17 protein-coding genes are annotated in these 16,255 nt (G+C 73.5%); 7 read left to right on the forward strand and 10 right to left on the reverse strand.

All coding sequences use genetic code 11. The annotated features are described in order from the left end of the window. Positions 1–293: 293 nt before the first annotated feature. From AB0P06_RS06955 to AB0P06_RS06975, 5 genes are all read left to right on the forward strand, one after another. On the forward strand, positions 294–716 hold the full coding sequence (locus tag AB0P06_RS06955; protein ID WP_363605631.1) for a GntR family transcriptional regulator: 423 nt from the start codon (positions 294–296) through the stop codon (positions 714–716). After that, on the forward strand, positions 713–1,681 hold the full coding sequence (locus tag AB0P06_RS06960) for an ABC transporter ATP-binding protein (RefSeq protein WP_363605632.1): 969 nt from the start codon (positions 713–715) through the stop codon (positions 1,679–1,681). Before AB0P06_RS06955 ends, AB0P06_RS06960 begins: the two co-directional genes overlap by 4 nt. Beyond that, entirely contained in the window at positions 1,678–2,790 is a 1,113-nt protein-coding gene (locus AB0P06_RS06965; RefSeq protein WP_363605633.1) for a hypothetical protein, read from the forward strand. The genes AB0P06_RS06960 and AB0P06_RS06965 overlap by 4 nt, the downstream gene beginning before the upstream one ends. Positions 2,791–3,075: 285 nt before the next feature. Further along, positions 3,076–4,527, forward strand: coding sequence for a hypothetical protein (locus AB0P06_RS06970; RefSeq protein WP_363605634.1), 1,452 nt, complete (start codon positions 3,076–3,078; stop codon positions 4,525–4,527). Between the two features lie 121 nt (positions 4,528–4,648). Then, complete coding sequence (locus AB0P06_RS06975; protein ID WP_363605635.1) at positions 4,649–5,308, forward strand: PhzF family phenazine biosynthesis protein; 660 nt, start codon at positions 4,649–4,651, stop codon at positions 5,306–5,308. Positions 5,309–5,342: 34 nt separating this feature from the next. Here AB0P06_RS06975 and AB0P06_RS06980 read toward each other — a convergent pair whose 3' ends face one another. The 4 genes from AB0P06_RS06980 to AB0P06_RS06995 form a co-directional block, all read right to left on the reverse strand. After that, positions 5,343–5,909 (reverse strand): VanZ family protein, encoded by a 567-nt coding sequence (locus AB0P06_RS06980; RefSeq protein WP_363605637.1) that lies wholly within the window; start codon positions 5,907–5,909, stop codon positions 5,343–5,345. Positions 5,910–6,048: 139 nt separating this feature from the next. Beyond that, positions 6,049–6,405, reverse strand: a complete 357-nt coding sequence (locus AB0P06_RS06985; RefSeq protein WP_363605638.1) for a hypothetical protein — start codon at positions 6,403–6,405, stop codon at positions 6,049–6,051. Continuing rightward, on the reverse strand, positions 6,402–7,913 hold the full coding sequence (locus AB0P06_RS06990) for a HAMP domain-containing sensor histidine kinase (protein ID WP_363605640.1): 1,512 nt from the start codon (positions 7,911–7,913) through the stop codon (positions 6,402–6,404). Before AB0P06_RS06990 ends, AB0P06_RS06985 begins: the two co-directional genes overlap by 4 nt. An 84-nt stretch (positions 7,914–7,997) precedes the next feature. Then, the gene (locus AB0P06_RS06995) at positions 7,998–8,675 is read right to left on the reverse strand and encodes a response regulator transcription factor (RefSeq protein WP_363605641.1); all 678 of its coding nucleotides are present in this window, start codon (positions 8,673–8,675) and stop codon (positions 7,998–8,000) included. A 279-nt stretch (positions 8,676–8,954) separates the two neighbouring features. Here AB0P06_RS06995 and AB0P06_RS07000 point away from each other — a divergent pair, with 279 nt between their 5' ends. Continuing rightward, the gene (locus tag AB0P06_RS07000) at positions 8,955–9,920 is read left to right on the forward strand and encodes a SigE family RNA polymerase sigma factor (protein ID WP_363605643.1); all 966 of its coding nucleotides are present in this window, start codon (positions 8,955–8,957) and stop codon (positions 9,918–9,920) included. A 227-nt stretch (positions 9,921–10,147) separates the two neighbouring features. Here AB0P06_RS07000 and AB0P06_RS07005 read toward each other — a convergent pair whose 3' ends face one another. From AB0P06_RS07005 to AB0P06_RS07030, 6 genes are all read right to left on the reverse strand, one after another. Further along, complete coding sequence (locus AB0P06_RS07005; RefSeq protein WP_363605644.1) at positions 10,148–10,789, reverse strand: ATP-binding protein; 642 nt, start codon at positions 10,787–10,789, stop codon at positions 10,148–10,150. Positions 10,790–11,067: 278 nt separating this feature from the next. Then, the gene (locus AB0P06_RS07010) at positions 11,068–11,970 is read right to left on the reverse strand and encodes an aldehyde dehydrogenase family protein (protein WP_363605645.1); all 903 of its coding nucleotides are present in this window, start codon (positions 11,968–11,970) and stop codon (positions 11,068–11,070) included. Continuing rightward, a complete protein-coding gene (locus AB0P06_RS07015; RefSeq protein ID WP_363605646.1) occupies positions 11,963–13,444 on the reverse strand; it encodes an aldehyde dehydrogenase family protein in 1,482 nt (493 codons plus the stop codon). The genes AB0P06_RS07010 and AB0P06_RS07015 overlap by 8 nt, the downstream gene beginning before the upstream one ends. A gap of 5 nt (positions 13,445–13,449) precedes the next feature. Then, positions 13,450–14,466, reverse strand: a complete 1,017-nt coding sequence (gene deoC / locus AB0P06_RS07020) for a deoxyribose-phosphate aldolase (RefSeq protein ID WP_363605647.1) — start codon at positions 14,464–14,466, stop codon at positions 13,450–13,452. Positions 14,467–14,571: 105 nt separating this feature from the next. After that, positions 14,572–14,889: a helix-turn-helix transcriptional regulator gene (locus AB0P06_RS07025; protein WP_363605648.1), complete on the reverse strand. Its 318-nt coding sequence runs from the start codon at positions 14,887–14,889 to the stop codon at positions 14,572–14,574. After that, positions 14,889–15,320, reverse strand: a complete 432-nt coding sequence (locus tag AB0P06_RS07030) for a type II toxin-antitoxin system RelE/ParE family toxin (protein ID WP_363605650.1) — start codon at positions 15,318–15,320, stop codon at positions 14,889–14,891. Before AB0P06_RS07030 ends, AB0P06_RS07025 begins: the two co-directional genes overlap by 1 nt. Before the next feature lie 200 nt (positions 15,321–15,520). Between AB0P06_RS07030 and AB0P06_RS07035 the strand changes: the two genes are divergently transcribed. Next, a complete protein-coding gene (locus AB0P06_RS07035) occupies positions 15,521–16,204 on the forward strand; it encodes a PH domain-containing protein (RefSeq protein ID WP_363605652.1) in 684 nt (227 codons plus the stop codon). The last annotated feature ends 51 nt before the right edge of the window (positions 16,205–16,255 follow it).

Genomic DNA, 16,255 nt, shown 5'->3' on the forward strand with positions numbered 1-16,255 from the left:
TGACGGCGGCCGGGGCCGGTTCGCTGCACGGGCCATGCGGAAGTGGCGGGGGTCACACCGAGGGAGTCGCGTGCTGCGCGGTCAGGTCCGGCGCGACGGGCGGCAGGGCGGTGCCGGCCTGCCTCGCCAGGCGACGGCCGGGCCCAGGCGCCCGCCCGGCCGGTTGCCGATCATCAGACCACCATTCCACTAGATAACTAGTGGAATGGTGGTTATCATCAATCCTGCCTGCCAGGAGGCGGCTTGATGGGCAGTCACAGCCGGGGGTGGGATTCGGCTGGACAACTAGTGAAATGGTGGATGCCATCGTTGAATACCTCATCGACCGGCGCAGCGGGCTCTCGCCGTACCTGCAGATCATCGAGCAGACCAAGCGGGCGCTGAGGCTCGGCGTGCTGCGCCCGGGCGACCAACTGCCCACCGCCCGAGAGGTGGTGGCGGCCACGGCGATCAACCCCAACACGGTGCTCAAGGCCTACCGGGAGCTCGAACGCGAGGGTCTGGTCGACAGCCGTCGGGGCGTGGGGACGTTCGTCCGGCGGACGCTTGCGAAACCGCAGGCCGCCGAGGACTCCGCCCTCCACGCCGAGCTGGCCGGATGGATTGCACGTGCCCGTGCGGCCGGTCTGGAACGCGAAGACGTCACCGCGCTGGTCGACACCGCCCTGGACCGGGCCTACCCCACCACTGTCGAGGCCTCCGAGGAGCCCGGGTGAACCACCCCGAACCTGCCCCGCACCACCGACCGGCCGGGCAGTCGCCCGCGCTGGAGACCGTCGGGCTCGGGCTCAAGTACCGCAGATCCTGGGCCCTGCGCGGCTGCGAGTTCCGGCTCCCGGCCGGCCGGATCTCCGCCCTGGTCGGCCCGAACGGCGCGGGCAAGAGCACGCTGATGGCGGTCGCCGCAGGTCTGCTGGCGCCGACGGAGGGCTCCGTCGCGGTCTTCGGCGGCGGCCCGCGCGAGCCCGGGACCATCCGGCGCACCGCGTACCTCCGGCAGGACAAGCCCCTCTACCCGAGGCTGACCGTCGCCGAGGCGCTGCGGGCGGGCCGGGAGCTCAACCCGGGCTGGAGCCAGGAGACCGCGGAGCGGATCGTGCGCCACGGGGGCCTCCCACCGGACGCCAGGGTGGGCACCCTCACCGCCGGCCAGCGGACCAGGGTCGCCCTCGCGCTCGTCCTGGGCAAGCGGCCGGACCTGCTGATGCTCGACGAACCGCTCGCCGACGTCGATCCCGTGGCCCGCCAGGAGCTCACCGGCATCCTGATGGCCGAGGCGGCCGAGCACGGCACCACCATCCTGATCTCCTCCCACGTCCTCGCCGAACTGAACGGGGTGTGCGATCACGTTACCGTGCTGCAGGACGGGCGGATCAGGGTCACCGGCGACGTCGAGGACCTGCTGGACAGCCACCGTCTCGCCGTCGGCGTCGACGAGGGCGACGGTCTGCCGGCCGACCTGGCCCGGCACGACATCGTGGAACTGCGCCGGACCGGGCGGCAGGCGACCGCGCTGCTGAAGCCCGCCGGCCCCGTGGACCCCCGGTGGGACGTCAGCCGGCCGGGCCTGGAGGACATCCTGATCGGCTATCTGCGTACCCCGGCGCCCGGCGCCCCGGCCGCATCCGTGCCCGGGCCCGTCGCCGGCCCGGCCGCAGTACGCGAGGTGAGTGCGCGATGAGTACGACCGACCTGGCATCCCCGCCGCCGTCCCTGTCCCCGCCGCCGCCGCCGGCCGCCGGGCGGAGGATCCTGCGCGGCACCGTCTGGCTGAGCGTCCGCCAGGAGCGCACCCCGCTCCTCGTGTGCGGCGTCGTGCTGCTGGCGGTCTGCGCCTGGCTGCTCTTCCTCGGTACGCGGATCGGCGACTACGTCGACACCCAGCACATCCAGAACTGCAACGTCGTCCACTTCCCGGCCGAGTGCGAGCAGGTCACCTCCCGGGCCATCGAACTCGACACCCGGTGGCTGACCTGGGTGCTGATCACCGGCTGGTTCCTGGTGGCCCTGCCGCCCGCGCTCGGTCTCTTCGTCGCGGCGCCCCTGCTGGCACGGGAGTTCGAGAGCGGGACGTACGGCCTCGCCTGGACCCAGTCCGTGTCACGGCAGCGGTGGCTGGCGGCTCGCCTGGGTGTCCCGCTGGTCGCGACCCTGGTGGGATCGTGCCTGCTCGCCGTGGTCTCCACCTGGTGGGTCGGCCAGATCCAGGGGCGCTTCGCCGTGCCCGGCTACTACCACTGGTTCACCTGGCTGAGCCGGGCGACCTCGGGCCCCTCCGTGGTCGGGTTCAGCCTGCTCGGAGTCGCGCTGGGAGCCGCGGTCGGCCTGGTCGTGCGGCGGGTGGTCGCCTCGATCGTCGTCACGGCCGCCCTCACCGCCGTCGTGCGGGTGGCGGTGGACGCGTCCCGCTACCTCCTGACGCCGACGCGCGAGGCGGTGGCCGACATCCGGATGGCCGCGCTGCCGGCCGATCATCAGCTCGTCTTCTCCAGCAGTCATCTGCCGACCAGTACGCCGATCGAATCGGACATCGTGGAGAACGGCCTGCTCACCTCGGACGGTCAGCGGATCCCGCTGCCCGGCGACTGGCTCTCGCGGATGCCGGACGGCACCGGGGTGTGCCCGACCGACGAGTGCTCGGCGCATCAGGACACCATCGTCCAGGCCTACGCCACCTACCACCCGCCGGCCGCCGAATGGGCGATGCACTGGACCCAGACCGGCGTCTGTCTCGCCGTCACCGCCCTGCTGGTCCTCTTCTGCGCGTTCTGGATCCGCCGCGTGCGCTGAACGGTGCCGGGGCCCACGCGCCCCGGTGGCCCGTCCGTTCCGCCGGCCGGCGGAACGGACGGGCCGGGCGGCCGCGTCAGCCGGCCTGGTGCGGCTGCGACTTTTGCGGCCGGCGTGGATCGGCTGCGGGACTAATGCTCTGCAGGTCGTGCAGGTGTTCGGATATGATGCCGCGATCGCTGGGGTTGGGGGGCGAAAGAACGGTACGGGCAAGGCCCGCAGCGGCCCTCATGCCCGTGTACCGCCTTCTGCCGGGCCAGGCCCGCATCCTTCCGTGAGGTTCCAATGCGCACTCAGCACCGCAGAGTCCTCGTCCTCGCCGCCGCGGCCGCCCTGGTCTCCGGTACGGTCCTGGCTTCGGCCCCGGGGGCGTCCGCACTCCCGCTCTCCGTCCAGTCCGGCCAGTCCACTCAGGACACCCAGGACACCCAGGGCCGGAACGGGCCGGTGACGATCGGGCTGGCCGGCGTCCCCGGCAGTGTCACCGCCGGGGCGGCGCCGGTCGAGTTCACCGCCACCCTCACGAACTCCGCCGACCACGAGGTCACCGCCGACACCGGGTTCACCATCGCGGACGGCAACTCGGGGATCAAGGAGACCCAGCTCAGGCTGGAGTACCAGGTGCCCGGCAGCACGCAGTGGAAGAGCGCCCCGTCCCGCGCCGGTGCCGGTGCCGGAGCCTCGTGGGAGCTCGACACGTCCGCCGGCCGGCTGCACCTGCCGGCGGGCGCCTCGCTCACCTACCGGCTGCGCCTCGCCGTCACCGCCGACGCCAACGGCGGCCGGGCGTCGGCCCTCTTCCAGGCCGTGGTCCTGGATCCCACCCTGCCCCCGGAGCAGCGGGTGTTCTACGCCGCCAGCCCCTTCGGCAACGACTTCACCATCGTTCCGGCCGGCGGTCCGACCACCCCGCCCGCACCCGCGCTGCCGGACCTCGGCGTCGACGGGCTGCCCGCCGCCTTCACCGCCGGTGGCGACGCGAAGCCGTTCAGGCTGACGATCGCCAACCACAGCGGCAGGGACATCCGGTTCTACCCCGAGGTCACCTTCCAGGGGCGGAACACGCTCACCAGCGAGCTGGTCCACCTCGACTTCCAGACGCCCGAGGGCGTCTGGCTGCCCGCCACCGGCTACGCGCAGCAGGAGCCGGGCCAATTGCAGCTGATGCTCCGGGCGGACAGCAAGGAGAGCACCATCATCAACCTGCACGACGGTGAGGCCCGCACGGTCAACGTCCGGCTGTCCTTCACCGCGGCCGCCCCGGTCGGTACCGGATCGGTGCTGTTCACGGGTTCCAGCCTCCCGCTCACCCCGGGCGGGAAGGAGATCCGGGCGGCCGGCCCGGCGGCCGGCTTCGCCGTCGTCGCTCCGGGCGGGGCCGGTACGCCGTCGGGCCCGCCGTCGCCGGAGGCTCCGTCCACCCGGGCCACCGGCCCGGCCGCGAGCGGTCCGGCGGACTCGGCGTCGCCGTCCACCGCCCGGGTCGTCCCGGTCTCGCAGGCCACCGGCCAGGCGCCCGGTCAGACGTCCGGCCAGGCGTCCGGCCAGGAACCGGTCCGGCCGGCGGCCCCGGGGCCGGCTCCGGTGCCGGCCCCGACCAGCACGCTGGCGTCCACCGGCGGCGGTTCCGACACCGGGCCGATGGCGATCGGTGGCGCCGCCGCGATCGTCCTGGGCCTGGGCACCATTGCCGTCACCCTGCACCGGCGCCGGGGCGCGCGGCCGTCCGGACGCTGACGGTCCCGGCATCGTCGGCCGGAGGTACTGTCGGCGGTGCCGGGGCGGCCCGGCCGGGGTCGCGGCGGTCGCCCGTGCACCGAGGCGACGACGGGCGGCGGGCCCGGACGGGGTGGAGCGGATGACCGGGTACGAGGTCCTGCGGGTGTTCTGCGGACCGGGCGGCGAGCACGGGAACGAACTCGGGGTGGTCCGGGACGGCGGTGCGGTGCCGGACGTGGCCGCCCGGCAGGCGTTCGCCCGTGAACTGGGCTTCAGCGAGACGGTGTTCGTCGACGACCCGGAGCGTGGCGTCATCGACATCTACACGCCCACGCTCCGCCTCCCGTTCGCCGGCCACCCCTGCGTGGGCGCCGCCTGGCTGCTCGGCGTGGACCGGCTGGTCACCCCCGCCGGGGTGGTGGCCGTCCGGCGGGACGGCGGGTTCACCCGGATCGGGGCCCGCGCCGCGTGGGCGCCGCCGCGCACGCTGCGGCAGTACGCCTCGGCGGCCGAGGTGGACGCCCTGGAGGTGCCGCCGCCCGGCAAGTGGATCTACGCCTGGGCCTGGCAGGACGAACCGGCGGGCCGGGTGCGGGCGCGGGCCTTCCCGGGCCGGGGCGACGGCATCGACGAGGACGAGGCGACGGGCGCCGCCGCCCTCCTCCTCACCGCGGGTCTCGACCGGGACCTGGTGATCACCCAGGGCCGGGGCTCGCAGCTGGTCACGGCGGTCCGGCCCGGCGGCCTGGTCGAGGTCGGCGGCCGGGTCCGGCGGCGGGAATTGTCAGACAAGCCTTAAGGGCCCTCGGCGAAGACGCCTCGGCCGCGCCGCCTCAGTCGAGGCGGCGCGCCGACTCCGCGTACACCGGTGCCACGGCCGGCGCCACGACTGCCGTGGGAACCGGGGTGGGAACCGGGACCGGCAGGGTGACCGCCCGGGCCGCGCGGGGCCGGTGCCGGGCCCGCAGCAGAAGCGAGCGCGCGGCGGGCACCAGGGCCAGGTGGGTGGCGGCGACGCCGACGATCGCGAACAGGATGTGGTCGACGTCGAGGACGTGCCCCGGGGTCCAGGAGGAGAGGAACTCCAGCGCGGTGGCCAGCAGCGCGGAGGCGCCGGTGGTGCGGAGGAAGGACGGGACCCAGCGGGCCCGGACGCGGCCGCCGGCCAGCGGGAGGAGGACGCCCAGCGGGGCCAGCAGGAGCAGTTCGCCGAGCACCTGCCCGGCGGAGGAGAAGCGGAGCGAGGCCAGCGGCGTCAGGTTGGCGTCGTAGACCCAGGCCACCGGCAGGGGTCTCAGCAACAGCCAGCCGACCAGGGTCAGGTGGAGGGTGAGGCCGAGGAGGCCCGCCAGCTGGAGGGGACGGTGGACGGCCGCCGCCGGCCCGGTCTCGGTCCGCACGCCGGAACGCTCGTCGCGTGTCCTGGTGCCATCTCGCTGCACGCGGGGAAGGACGTGACCCGGTGGCACGGCGGTTCCCGGGTCCACCGTGATCCTCTCGGCGCTCCCCCGGGCCGGGGCCGGGGACGCGCCGGGCGGATCACCGGCAGGGTGCGGACGTGGGCGCCGACGGCGTGGGCAGCGCGCTGAACACGTTGTCGGACGGCGGCAGCACCGGCGAGGCCGTCGCGGACGTCGGCGACGGGCTCACGCCCGGCTTCGCCGCGGTGCGCGGCGGTACCACCGTCGGGCCGGCCGGCGAGGGCGTGGCCAGGGCGGTCGGTATGTGCGGCGTGGTCGGGCAGGCGGTACGGCTGGCGGGGGCGCCCGCGTCCACCGGGACGGCGGTCGGGCGGATGCCGCAGCCGGCGGCGAGGGCGGCCAGGAAGAGCACGCCCACGGCGCGGCGGAGGGCCGGCCGGGAGACCGGGGTGGTCAGGAAGGTCAGGGCGGTCACGTGGCACTCTCCTCGGCGGCGGCCGGTGGCGTGGGCGGCTGGGTCAGCGGCAGCGTCAGGGTGAAGACCGCCCCGGCCTCCCCGTTGGCCGCCGTGATCGTCCCCCCGTGGATCTGCGCGTTGGCCATCGCGATCGACAGGCCCAGCCCGCTGCCCTCCGAACGCGCCCGCCCCTTGTCCGCCTTGTAGAAGCGGTCGAAGACGTGCGGCAGCACGTCCTCCGGGATCCCCGGGCCGCTGTCGGACACCTCGACGACCACCGTGCCGTCCGCCTCCCGCACCTTGACCCGCACCGGCGAGCCGCCGTGCTTGAGCGCGTTGCCGATCAGGTTGGCGAAGACGACGTCCAGCCGGCGCGGGTCCACCACGGCCAGGACGCCGCGCGGGGCGTCCAGTTCGACCGCGTCGTACCAGGCCCGGCCGTCGATGCAGGACATGATCAGGTCGGCGATGTCGACCTCGTCGGCGACCAGCTTCGCCGTACCGGCGTCGAAGCGGGTCACCTCCATCAGGTTCTCCACCAGGTCGGAGAGCCGGCGGGTCTCGCTGACCACCAGCCGGACGGCCGGTTCGATCATCGGGTCCAGCGACTCGGCCTCGTCCTCCAGGATGTCCGTCACGGCCGTCATCGCCGTCAGCGGGGTGCGCAGCTCGTGCGACATGTCGGCGACGAACCGCCGGCTCTGCGCCTCGCGCGCGCTCAGCTCCTCGACCTGCTCGTGCAGGGACGCGGCGGTGCGGTTGAAGGTCCGGGCCAGATCGGCCAGTTCGTCCGAGCCCTCGACCTCCAGCCGGGTGTCCAGGTGGCCCTCACCGAGCCGCCGGGCCGCCTCGCCGAGCCGCTTGACCGGCCGCAGCACGGTCGCGGACGCCGCCTGGGCGAGCAGGGCCGAGCCGATCAGGGCGAGCAGGGTGGCGATGGCGAGCGACCAGCCGAGGGTGTTGAGATCGGCCCGTTCGTTCTCCAGCGACTTGAACATGTACGCGGTCGGGCCGGTCGGCACCACCTTGGTGCCGCCGATCAGGAACGGCCGGCCGTCCAGGTTCTGGCGCTGCCAGTAGAGGTGGTAGGCGTACGGGTTGCTGTCGGTGACCTGGCGCAGGCGGCCTACGGTGTCCTGCAGGTTGCCCGGGACCTCGGCGAGCGTGTAGCGCCCGGGGGAGGAGGAGGCGACGCAGCCGGGGTGGGCCGGGTCGGCGACGACCACGTCGTAGCTGAGGCCGGAGCTGGCGACGGTGTTGGCGAGCTGGGTCAGGTCCGCGCAGGTGGCGTTCAGCGGCAGGTCGGAGACGTTGCGGCTGAGCGAGACCCGGAAGTCGTTGAGCGCGGTGTCCTGGGCGCGCTTGAGCACCGCGTCACGGTTCAGCCAGTACGCGATGCCGGAGGCCGAGACGGCGGTGAGCAGCGCGACCGCGGCGAACACCGCGATCAGCCGCACCCGCAGGGAGCGCAGCCGTCGCCACGGGCCCGAGGAGAACCGTCGGGTCGTCGTCTGATGGTCAGTCACGTGAGCCTGTCGTCGTACGGGTGTCAGGAGCGGCGGGGGTCAGGAGCGCGGGGGTCAGGAGCGCGGGGGTCAGGAGCGCGGGGGTCAGGCCGGCGGGTCCAGGCGGTAGCCGACCCCGCGCACCGTGCGGATCAGCGTCGGTGCCGAGGGGACGTCCTCGACCTTGGCCCGCAGCCGCTGCACGCACGCGTCCACCAGGCGGGAGTCGCCGAGGTAGTCGTGCTCCCAGACCAGCCGCAGCAACTGCTGGCGGGAGAGCGCCTGCCCGGGGCGGCGGCTGAGCTCCAGCAGCAGCCGCAGCTCGGTCGGGGTGAGCTGGAGGTCCTCGCCGTCCTTGGTGACGGTCATCGCCGCGCGGTCGATCACCACGGTGCCGTACGCGGAGGAGTCCGAGCTCTCGCGCTCGCCGCGCCGCAGCACGGCCCGGATCCGGGCGTCCAGGACGCGTGGCTGCACCGGCTTGACGACGTAGTCGTCCGCGCCGGACTCCAGGCCGACCACCACGTCGATGTCGTCGGAGCGGGCGGTGAGCAGGATGATCGGCAGCTGGTCGGTCCGCCGGATGCGGCGGCAGACCTCGAAACCGTCGATTCCGGGCAGCATCACGTCCAGCACGATCAGGTCCGGCCGCTGCTCCTTGAAGAGCCGCAGACCGTCCTCGCCGGAGGCGGCGGTGGCCACGCGGTGGCCCTGGCGGGTGAGGGCGAGTTCGAGGCCGGTGCGGATGGCGTCGTCGTCCTCGATCAGAAGGAGGAAAGGCACGGCCTCATTCTGGCTCACCCGGGGCGTCGAATCACCCCCCGGCGTCGGGCACCGGTCCGGCGGAACCGGCGGGCGCCCCGTCGGCGTCCGGTACGGCGGGAGGGCGTGCGCGGGCGAACGCCCCACCCCTGTGACACCCCTGTGACAGTCGGCGGACAGCGCCATCACAACCGGCGGGCAGGATTTTCCATGTCGCCGCAGGACAGCGGGCCAACCGGCCGGTTGAACGGCGGCAACAGGAACCGCTCGTACCGACCCAGGGGGCGCACGATGAACGCCATGCTTCAGACCCGGACCAACCCGGCTGTCCGCACCGCGCGTTCGTCAGCGACCACCCCGCGGACCCGGTACGAGGCCAGGACCGACGAGACCTCGGGTGCCGTGACCGTACGGGGATGCGCGCACAGCACCGGTGGGAACGCTGTCGTCCGCCGGGTGAGCGGCGGCGGCAGGCCGGGGGAGCTGTACGGGATCGGCCGGACGGGGAGTGCGGCCGACTCCGCCGGAACCCTCACGCTGCGGGGGATCCTCCCCGTCCGCGTCGAGGGCAAGGACGCCCCCAGGGGCGACGGGGGAAGCGGTCTGCGGAAGGTCGGCCCGGGGGAGTCGGCCGGCCGCGAGGCCGCCGGTGCGACGCTGCTGCGGTTGTCCCCCGCGGCCGGTCGCACCGCCGAGGCCGGGCAGGGAGGCGCGCAGGGGGAGCACCCGGCCGTCGCGGAGGACCACATCACGGAGTTCACCGCGTACGTGCGCGAGCGCCGCGCCTCCCTGTACGCCACGGCGTACCACCTCACCGGTGACCGCTACGAGGCCGAGGACCTGCTGCAGAGCGCGCTCTTCAGCACCTACCGGGCCTGGGGCCGGATCACCGACAAGGCCGCGGTCGGGGGCTACCTCCGCCGCACCATGACCAACCTGCACATCTCCGCCTGGCGGCGCCGCAAGGTCAACGAGTACCCGACCGAGGAGCTGCCGGAGACGGTCGGCGACACCGACGCGATGGGCGGCACCGAACTGCGGGCCGTGCTCTGGCAGGCGCTGGCGAAGCTGCCGGAGAACCAGCGGACCATGCTGGTGCTGCGGTACTACGAGGGCAAGACCGACCCGGAGATCGCCGATGTGCTCAACATCAGCGTCGGCACGGTCAAGAGCAGCATCTGGCGCGCGCTGCGCCGGCTGCGCGACGACGAGCACCTGAACAAGTCGGGCGACACCGTCCGGGCGTTCGGCGAGCTGGTCGCGTAGCGGCCGCGGCCGCGCGGGCGAGGGCCTCCGCGCCCGCGGAGGAGAGAACTCCCGTCGGGGGACGGGTAAGGACGGCCACGGGCCGGTGGCGCCGGCTCGGGGGAGCGGCGCCACGGGGGGAGCCCGGCGGTTGTCCGAGGGAAGGCGGCGGGCCCGGTGCGGGGGAGACGCACCGGGCCCGCCGTTCCGTTGTGTCCGGGGCCGTTGTCGCGCGGGCGGGCCGGGCCCTACCGGGAGGGGCTGAGCTCCCGGGGCCCGGCCGCGGTGCGGATCCGGCGGGCGGCCTCCGGGCCGGCGCAGGGGTGGGCGCCCAGCCCGACCTGGCGGCCGACGATGGAGCGCTCGGCGCGCAGCAGGCGCCAGCCGCGGCGCAGCAGCACGGGCAGCGACTTGCGGCCCTCGCGGACGTCCCGGCGCAGTCGGCGCCAGGCGGTGGTGAACGCGCCGTTGCGCAGGCAGAGGGCGTCGCCGAGCAGGTCCTCGGCGGCGCAGTCGGAGGTGATCTCGGCGGCGAAGATGCCCTCGGCGATGAACGCGGGGGCGCCGGCCAGGTCCAGGACCCGGGTGGAGACCCGGCCGTTGTCCGGGATCGAGTACACCGGGACGTCGGCCCGGCCGGTCCGGTGCAGGCTGCGGATGGCGGCGACGGCCTGCTCACGGTGCCAGGCGAGCGGGGAGTCCCAGTCGACCGCGCCGTCGGGCAGCAGCGGGAGGGTGGGGTCGTCCCCGTCCTTGTAGAAGTCGTCGAGCTGAAGCACCGGCAGGCCGCTGCGCCCGGCGAGCGAGGACTTCCCCGATCCGGAGGGCCCGGAGAGCAGGACCACCCGGGCGGCGGCTATCGGCACAGGGTTCAGCGGGGAGTCACTCACGGGACACCAGTCTGACGCATCCCGGCCCGATGCCGAAACCGGGCGGACGGCGCCTGCTTCCGGCGCTTTCGGCTTCCGGCGCCGTCGGCGCGGTGCGGGTGCGACCAGGGCGGGCGGTGCGACCAGGGCGGGCGGTGAGAGCCGACGGGGGTGAAAGTCGACGGACCCGCGCCAGGGGGGGAGAGGCGCGGGTCCGTCCAATGACCGTCCGGGCCCTGGGGGGGGAGAGGGCACTGGGGACGGCCAGTCTGTGGAGTTGTTACTCGGTGACGGGGCGGTCAGATCCCCATCGGGTGCCAGACCGTCTTCGTCTCCAGGAACGAGAGTAGCCGGTCCGTACCGGGCGTACTGGTCCAGTCCTGGGCGAACGGGTCCAGCTCCGGACGGACTACCCGCTTCAGGGTATCCGCGGCGGCCGCCTCCAGCGCCGCCGCCGCGCCGGGACCGTCGGCGGCAATGGCCCCGGTGAGGTCCAGTGCGTTGACGTCCTGGTGCGAGGCCAGGGTGGGGGCGATGTCGGTGGTGCGGCCGGAGATGATGTTGACCACACCGCCGGGGACGTCCGAGGTGGCCAGCACCTCGCCCAGTGAGAGGGCCGGCAGCGGGGCGTCGGCGGCGGCCGCGACGACCACGGTGTTGCCGGTGGCGATGGCGGGCGCGATCACCGAGACCAGGCCGAGCAGCGAGTGCCCGTACCCGGCCTGCGGGGCGACGATCCCGACCACGCCGGTCGGCTCCGGGGTGGAGAGGTTGAAGAACGGGCCAGCGACGGGGTTGGCGCCGCCCGCGATCTGGGCGACCTTGTCCGTCCAGCCCGCGTACCAGACCCAGCGGTCGATCGTGGCGTCCACCAGTGCGGCGGCCTTCTTCGGGCCGATGCCCTCGGAGAGCGCCACCTCGGCGGCGAACTGCTCGCGCCGGCCCTGGAGCATCTCGGCGACCCGGTACAGCACCTGACCGCGGTTGTACGCGGTGGTGCCGGCCCAGCCCTTGACCGCCGCGCGGGCGGCCACGACGGCGTCGCGGGCGTCCTTGCGGGTGCCGAGCGGGACGTTGGCCAGCCACTCGCCCTTCGAGTCCGTCACCTCGTACACCCGCCCGCTCTCGGAGCGCGGGAACTTCCCGCCGACGTACAGCTTGTAGGTCTTGAGGACGTCAAGACGCGTGATGGTGTCAGACATCGAGGTAGGCCTCCAGACCGTGGCGGCCACCCTCGCGGCCGTAGCCCGACTCCTTGTAGCCGCCGAACGGCGAGGTCGGGTCGAACTTGTTGAAGGTGTTGGCCCAGACCACACCGGCCCTGAGCCGGCTCGCCGTCCAGAGGATCCGCGAGCCCTTCTCCGTCCAGATGCCGGCGGAGAGGCCGTACGGGGTGTTGTTGGCCTTCTCGACCGCCTCGGCGGGGGTGCGGAAGGTCAGCACGGACAGCACCGGGCCGAAGATCTCCTCCTGGGCGATCCGGTGGGCCTGGCTGACGCCGGTGAAGACGGTCGGCTTGAACCAGAAGCCGGTGCCGGGCAGTTCGCACTCGGGCGACCAGCGCTCGGCGCCCTCGGCCTCGCCGGCGTCGGTCAGCTCGGTGATCCGGGCCAGCTGGGCGGCCGAGTTGATGGCGCCGATGTCGGTGTTCTTGTCCAGCGGGTCGCCGACCCGAAGGGTGGACATCCGGCGCTTCAGGGCGTCCAGCAGCTCGTCCTGGATCGACTCCTGGACCAGCAGGCGCGAGCCCGCGCAGCAGACGTGGCCCTGGTTGAAGAAGATGCCGTTGACGATGCCCTCGACCGCCTGGTCGATCGGCGCGTCGTCGAAGACGATGTTGGCGGCCTTGCCGCCGAGCTCCAGCGACAGCTTCTTGCGGCTGCCGGCCAGCTGCTTGGCGATCGCCCGGCCGACCGGGGTGGAACCGGTGAAGGCGACCTTGTTGACGTCCGGGTGCGCGGTGAGCGCGGCGCCGGTGCGGCCGTCGCCGGTGACGATGTTGACGACGCCCTTCGGCAGGCCCGCCTGGCGGCAGATCTCGGCGAAGCGCAGCGCGGTCAGCGGGGTGGTCTCGGCCGGCTTGAGGACGACCGTGTTGCCGGTGGCCAGCGCCGGGGCGATCTTCCACGCCAGCATCATCAGCGGGAAGTTCCACGGGATGACCTGGCCGGCCACGCCCAGCGGGCGCGGGTTCGGGCCGAAGCCCGCGTAGTCCAGCTTGTCGGCCCAGCCCGCGTAGTAGAAGAACCAGGCGGCGACGGTCGGGATGTCGAAGTCGCGGGTCTCGCGGATCGGCTTGCCGTTGTCGATCGACTCCAGCACGGCCAGCTCGCGGCTGCGTTCCTGGATGATCCGGGCGATCCGGAACAGGTACTTGGCGCGCTCGCTGCCCGGCAGCGCCGACCAGTCGGCGAAGGCCCGGCGGGCGGCGGCGACCGCGCGGTCCACGTCCTCGTCGGTGCCCCGGGCGAACTCGGCGAGCACCTGCTCGGTGGCCGGGTTGACCGTCTTCAGGGCCTCGCCGCCCGAGGAGTCGACGAACTCGCCGCCGATGAAGTGGCCGTAGGAGGTGGCGATGTCGCCCGCGGCGGCGGGGGACTCGGGCGCCGGGGCGTAGGCGAAGAGGCCGCCGCGCTGCTGGGCCGCCGGCTCTTCGATGGTCTTCTTCTTGGCCATGGTGATCAGTCCACCGTCACGTAGTCAGGACCGGAGTACCGTCCGGTGGTCAGCTTCTGGCGCTGCATCAGCAGGTCGTTGAGCAGGCTGGAGGCGCCGAAGCGGAACCAGTGCGGGGTCAGCCAGTCGTCGCCGAGGGTCTCGTTGACCATCACCAGGTACTTCATGGCGTCCTTGGTGGTGCGGATGCCGCCGGCGGGCTTCACGCCGACCTGGACACCGGTCTGCGCCTTGAAGTCGCGGACGGCCTCCAGCATCAGCAGGGTGACCGGCGGGGTCGCGTTGACGGCGACCTTGCCGGTGGAGGTCTTGATGAAGTCGGCGCCGGCCAGCATGGCCAGCCAGGAGGCGCGGCGCACGTTGTCGTACGTCTGCAGCTCGCCGGTCTCGAAGATCACCTTGAGGTGGGCGGAGGTGCCGTCGGGGCGCTCGCACGCCTTCCTGACGGCGGTGATCTCCTGGAAGACGTCCAGGTAGCGGCCGGAGAGGAAGGCGCCCCGGTCGATCACCATGTCGATCTCGTCGGCGCCCGCGGCGACCGCGTCGGCGGTGTCGGCGAGCTTCACCGGGAGCGCGGCGCGCCCGGCGGGGAAGGCGGTGGCGACGGAGGCGACCTGGATGTCGGTGCCCCGCAGCGCGGCCTTCGCGGTGGCGACCATGTCCGGATAGACACAGATGGCGGCGACGCGGGGCGTGGTCGGGTCGGACGGGTCGGGGGTCCGGCCCTTGGCGCACAGGGCGCGCACCTTGCCGACCGTGTCCGCGCCCTCCAGCGTGGTCAGGTCGATCATCGAGATGGCCAGGTCGATGGCGTAGGCCTTCGCCGTGGTCTTGATCGAGCGGGTGCCGAGCGCGGCGGCACGCGCCTCCAGGCCGACCTGGTCGACGCCGGGCAGGCCGTGCAGGAAGCGGCGGAGCGAGGCCTCGGACGCCGCGACGTCCTGAAGGCCGCTGCCCGCAACGCCTGGGAGTACCTCCCGGCCGCCAGGCTGCGGGAGGGCATTGGCTGCAACAGTGGACATAGTCACCAGACCAGCATATCTACGCGCGTAGTCGACCGCTAGGCCTCCCACCTTTCGATGCGCGACCGAGACCTCGGCGAGCGGAGGAGAGGCGTTCGCGAGAGTTCAGGCGGCCGCGCGGGGGACGAACCGCAGACCGGGGTCGGGCTCGGCCAGCGTGAGGGCCGCGTCGGCGCCGAAGGCACGGCCGAGCGCCTGGAGGACGTCCATGGTCGGGTCGACGCCGCTGCACTCGATCCGCTCCACCAGTTCCTCGCTCAGCCCGGACGCCTCGGCCAGCTCGGCCTCCGTCCACCCCCGGGCGGTGCGCTGCTCGTGGACCGCTCCCGCCAGCGCCATCCGCCAGCCCGCCGCCGCGTACTCGGGGGAGTCCTCCCAGCCGTCGGACAGATCCCATCGGCCGTGGACGTCACTGCCGCGCATCACTCGCCGCCCTTCCTGCTCCTGGTGAATACATCATGCTCCCCGGGAGCCCGGTGATGCGCCGCACAGACCGCGTACGCCTGGTACGCCCGGTCCTTCTCCCGGCGCTCGTTGTCGCGGCGCTTGCGGAAGACCGTCAGCAGCACCGCTGCCCTTCGGTCCCCAGGGAGCCGGAACGTGATGCGGTACGGGCCGGGACGGAGTTCGCAGACTCCGTGCTCAAGCCGCTTGGCGTAGGGCTCGGTCAGCTCGTGGCCCTTCACGGCGAGCAACTCGGCGAAGCGCAGGGCCGTCGCGTACTCGGCGGAGGTCAGGGTCTCCAGCCAGAGCCGCACCTCCGGCTCCACCTCGATCTCGTACGGGCGGCCACCGGCTTGCAGTTCATCGCGGATGCCCAGCAACCAGCGGTGCCGGCGCGAGGGGGTGGCCATGTCGGTCCTTCGGGGGGGGGGGGCGGGTGGTCGGGTGCGGTCGTCGCGGACGGATCGTCCCGTGCGCGGTGCCCCGCGCGGGGCGGGTCGCGGACGGACTCACCCGAACGGGGGCGGACGGAGGCCGTGGCCCGGCCGTGGTCCGGAACGGTGTTCGCCACCCCTGTAGATCGCGGGGGGCATGGGGCAGAATCGTGGTCATGACCGATTCCGACGGCAAGCCTCACCAGGGCTCGGCCGGCTCCGATGGGGAGCCCGTGTACGCGGACCGCGTGTACCGCTCCATTCCCGGCGTGATCTCCGGTGTGCTGTTGCTGGCCGTGGCCGGGTGGCTGATCGGGGACGCGGCGCTGAGCGGGACGGGGAAGACTCCGTACGTGTCGCTGGCGGCGGTGCCGGTGTTCGCGTTCCCGGTGATCGCCTACACCCTGCGGCCGGCGGTGCTGGCCAACGACCGGCGGCTGGTGGTGCGCAATCCGCTGCGGACGATCACGGCGCCCTGGGCGTCGGTGGAGGCGCTGCGGGCGGGGTACTCGGTCGAACTGTTCGCGGGCGGTGCCAAGTACCAGGTGTGGGCGGTGCCGGTGTCGCTGCGTCAGCGCAAGCGGGCCAACCGGATCCAGCAGCGCGGCGGTGTCGACCGGCACCCGTCCCGGCTGGGAGTGGCCTTCGGCCGGCCGGGTGCCGGCTCCTCGGTGGTCGCCGGCGCGCCGGACCCGAGCCGGGCCTGGTCGGACCAGGTGGTCGGGGTACTGCAGGAGCAGGCCGAGCGGAACGCGGCGCGGCCGGACGCGGCCGGGCCGGTGGTCGTGCGGTGGTGCTGGTGGATCATCGCGCCGACGCTGGCCGGCCTGGCCGCGCTGGTCGTCGCGATCGTGGTCTGAGCACCGCGGTCCGAACACGGGAGAGAGCACGGGAGAACGGAAAGGGGCCCG

This window comes from Kitasatospora sp. NPDC088351, assembly GCF_040685575.1.
Classification (GTDB): domain Bacteria; phylum Actinomycetota; class Actinomycetes; order Streptomycetales; family Streptomycetaceae; genus Kitasatospora.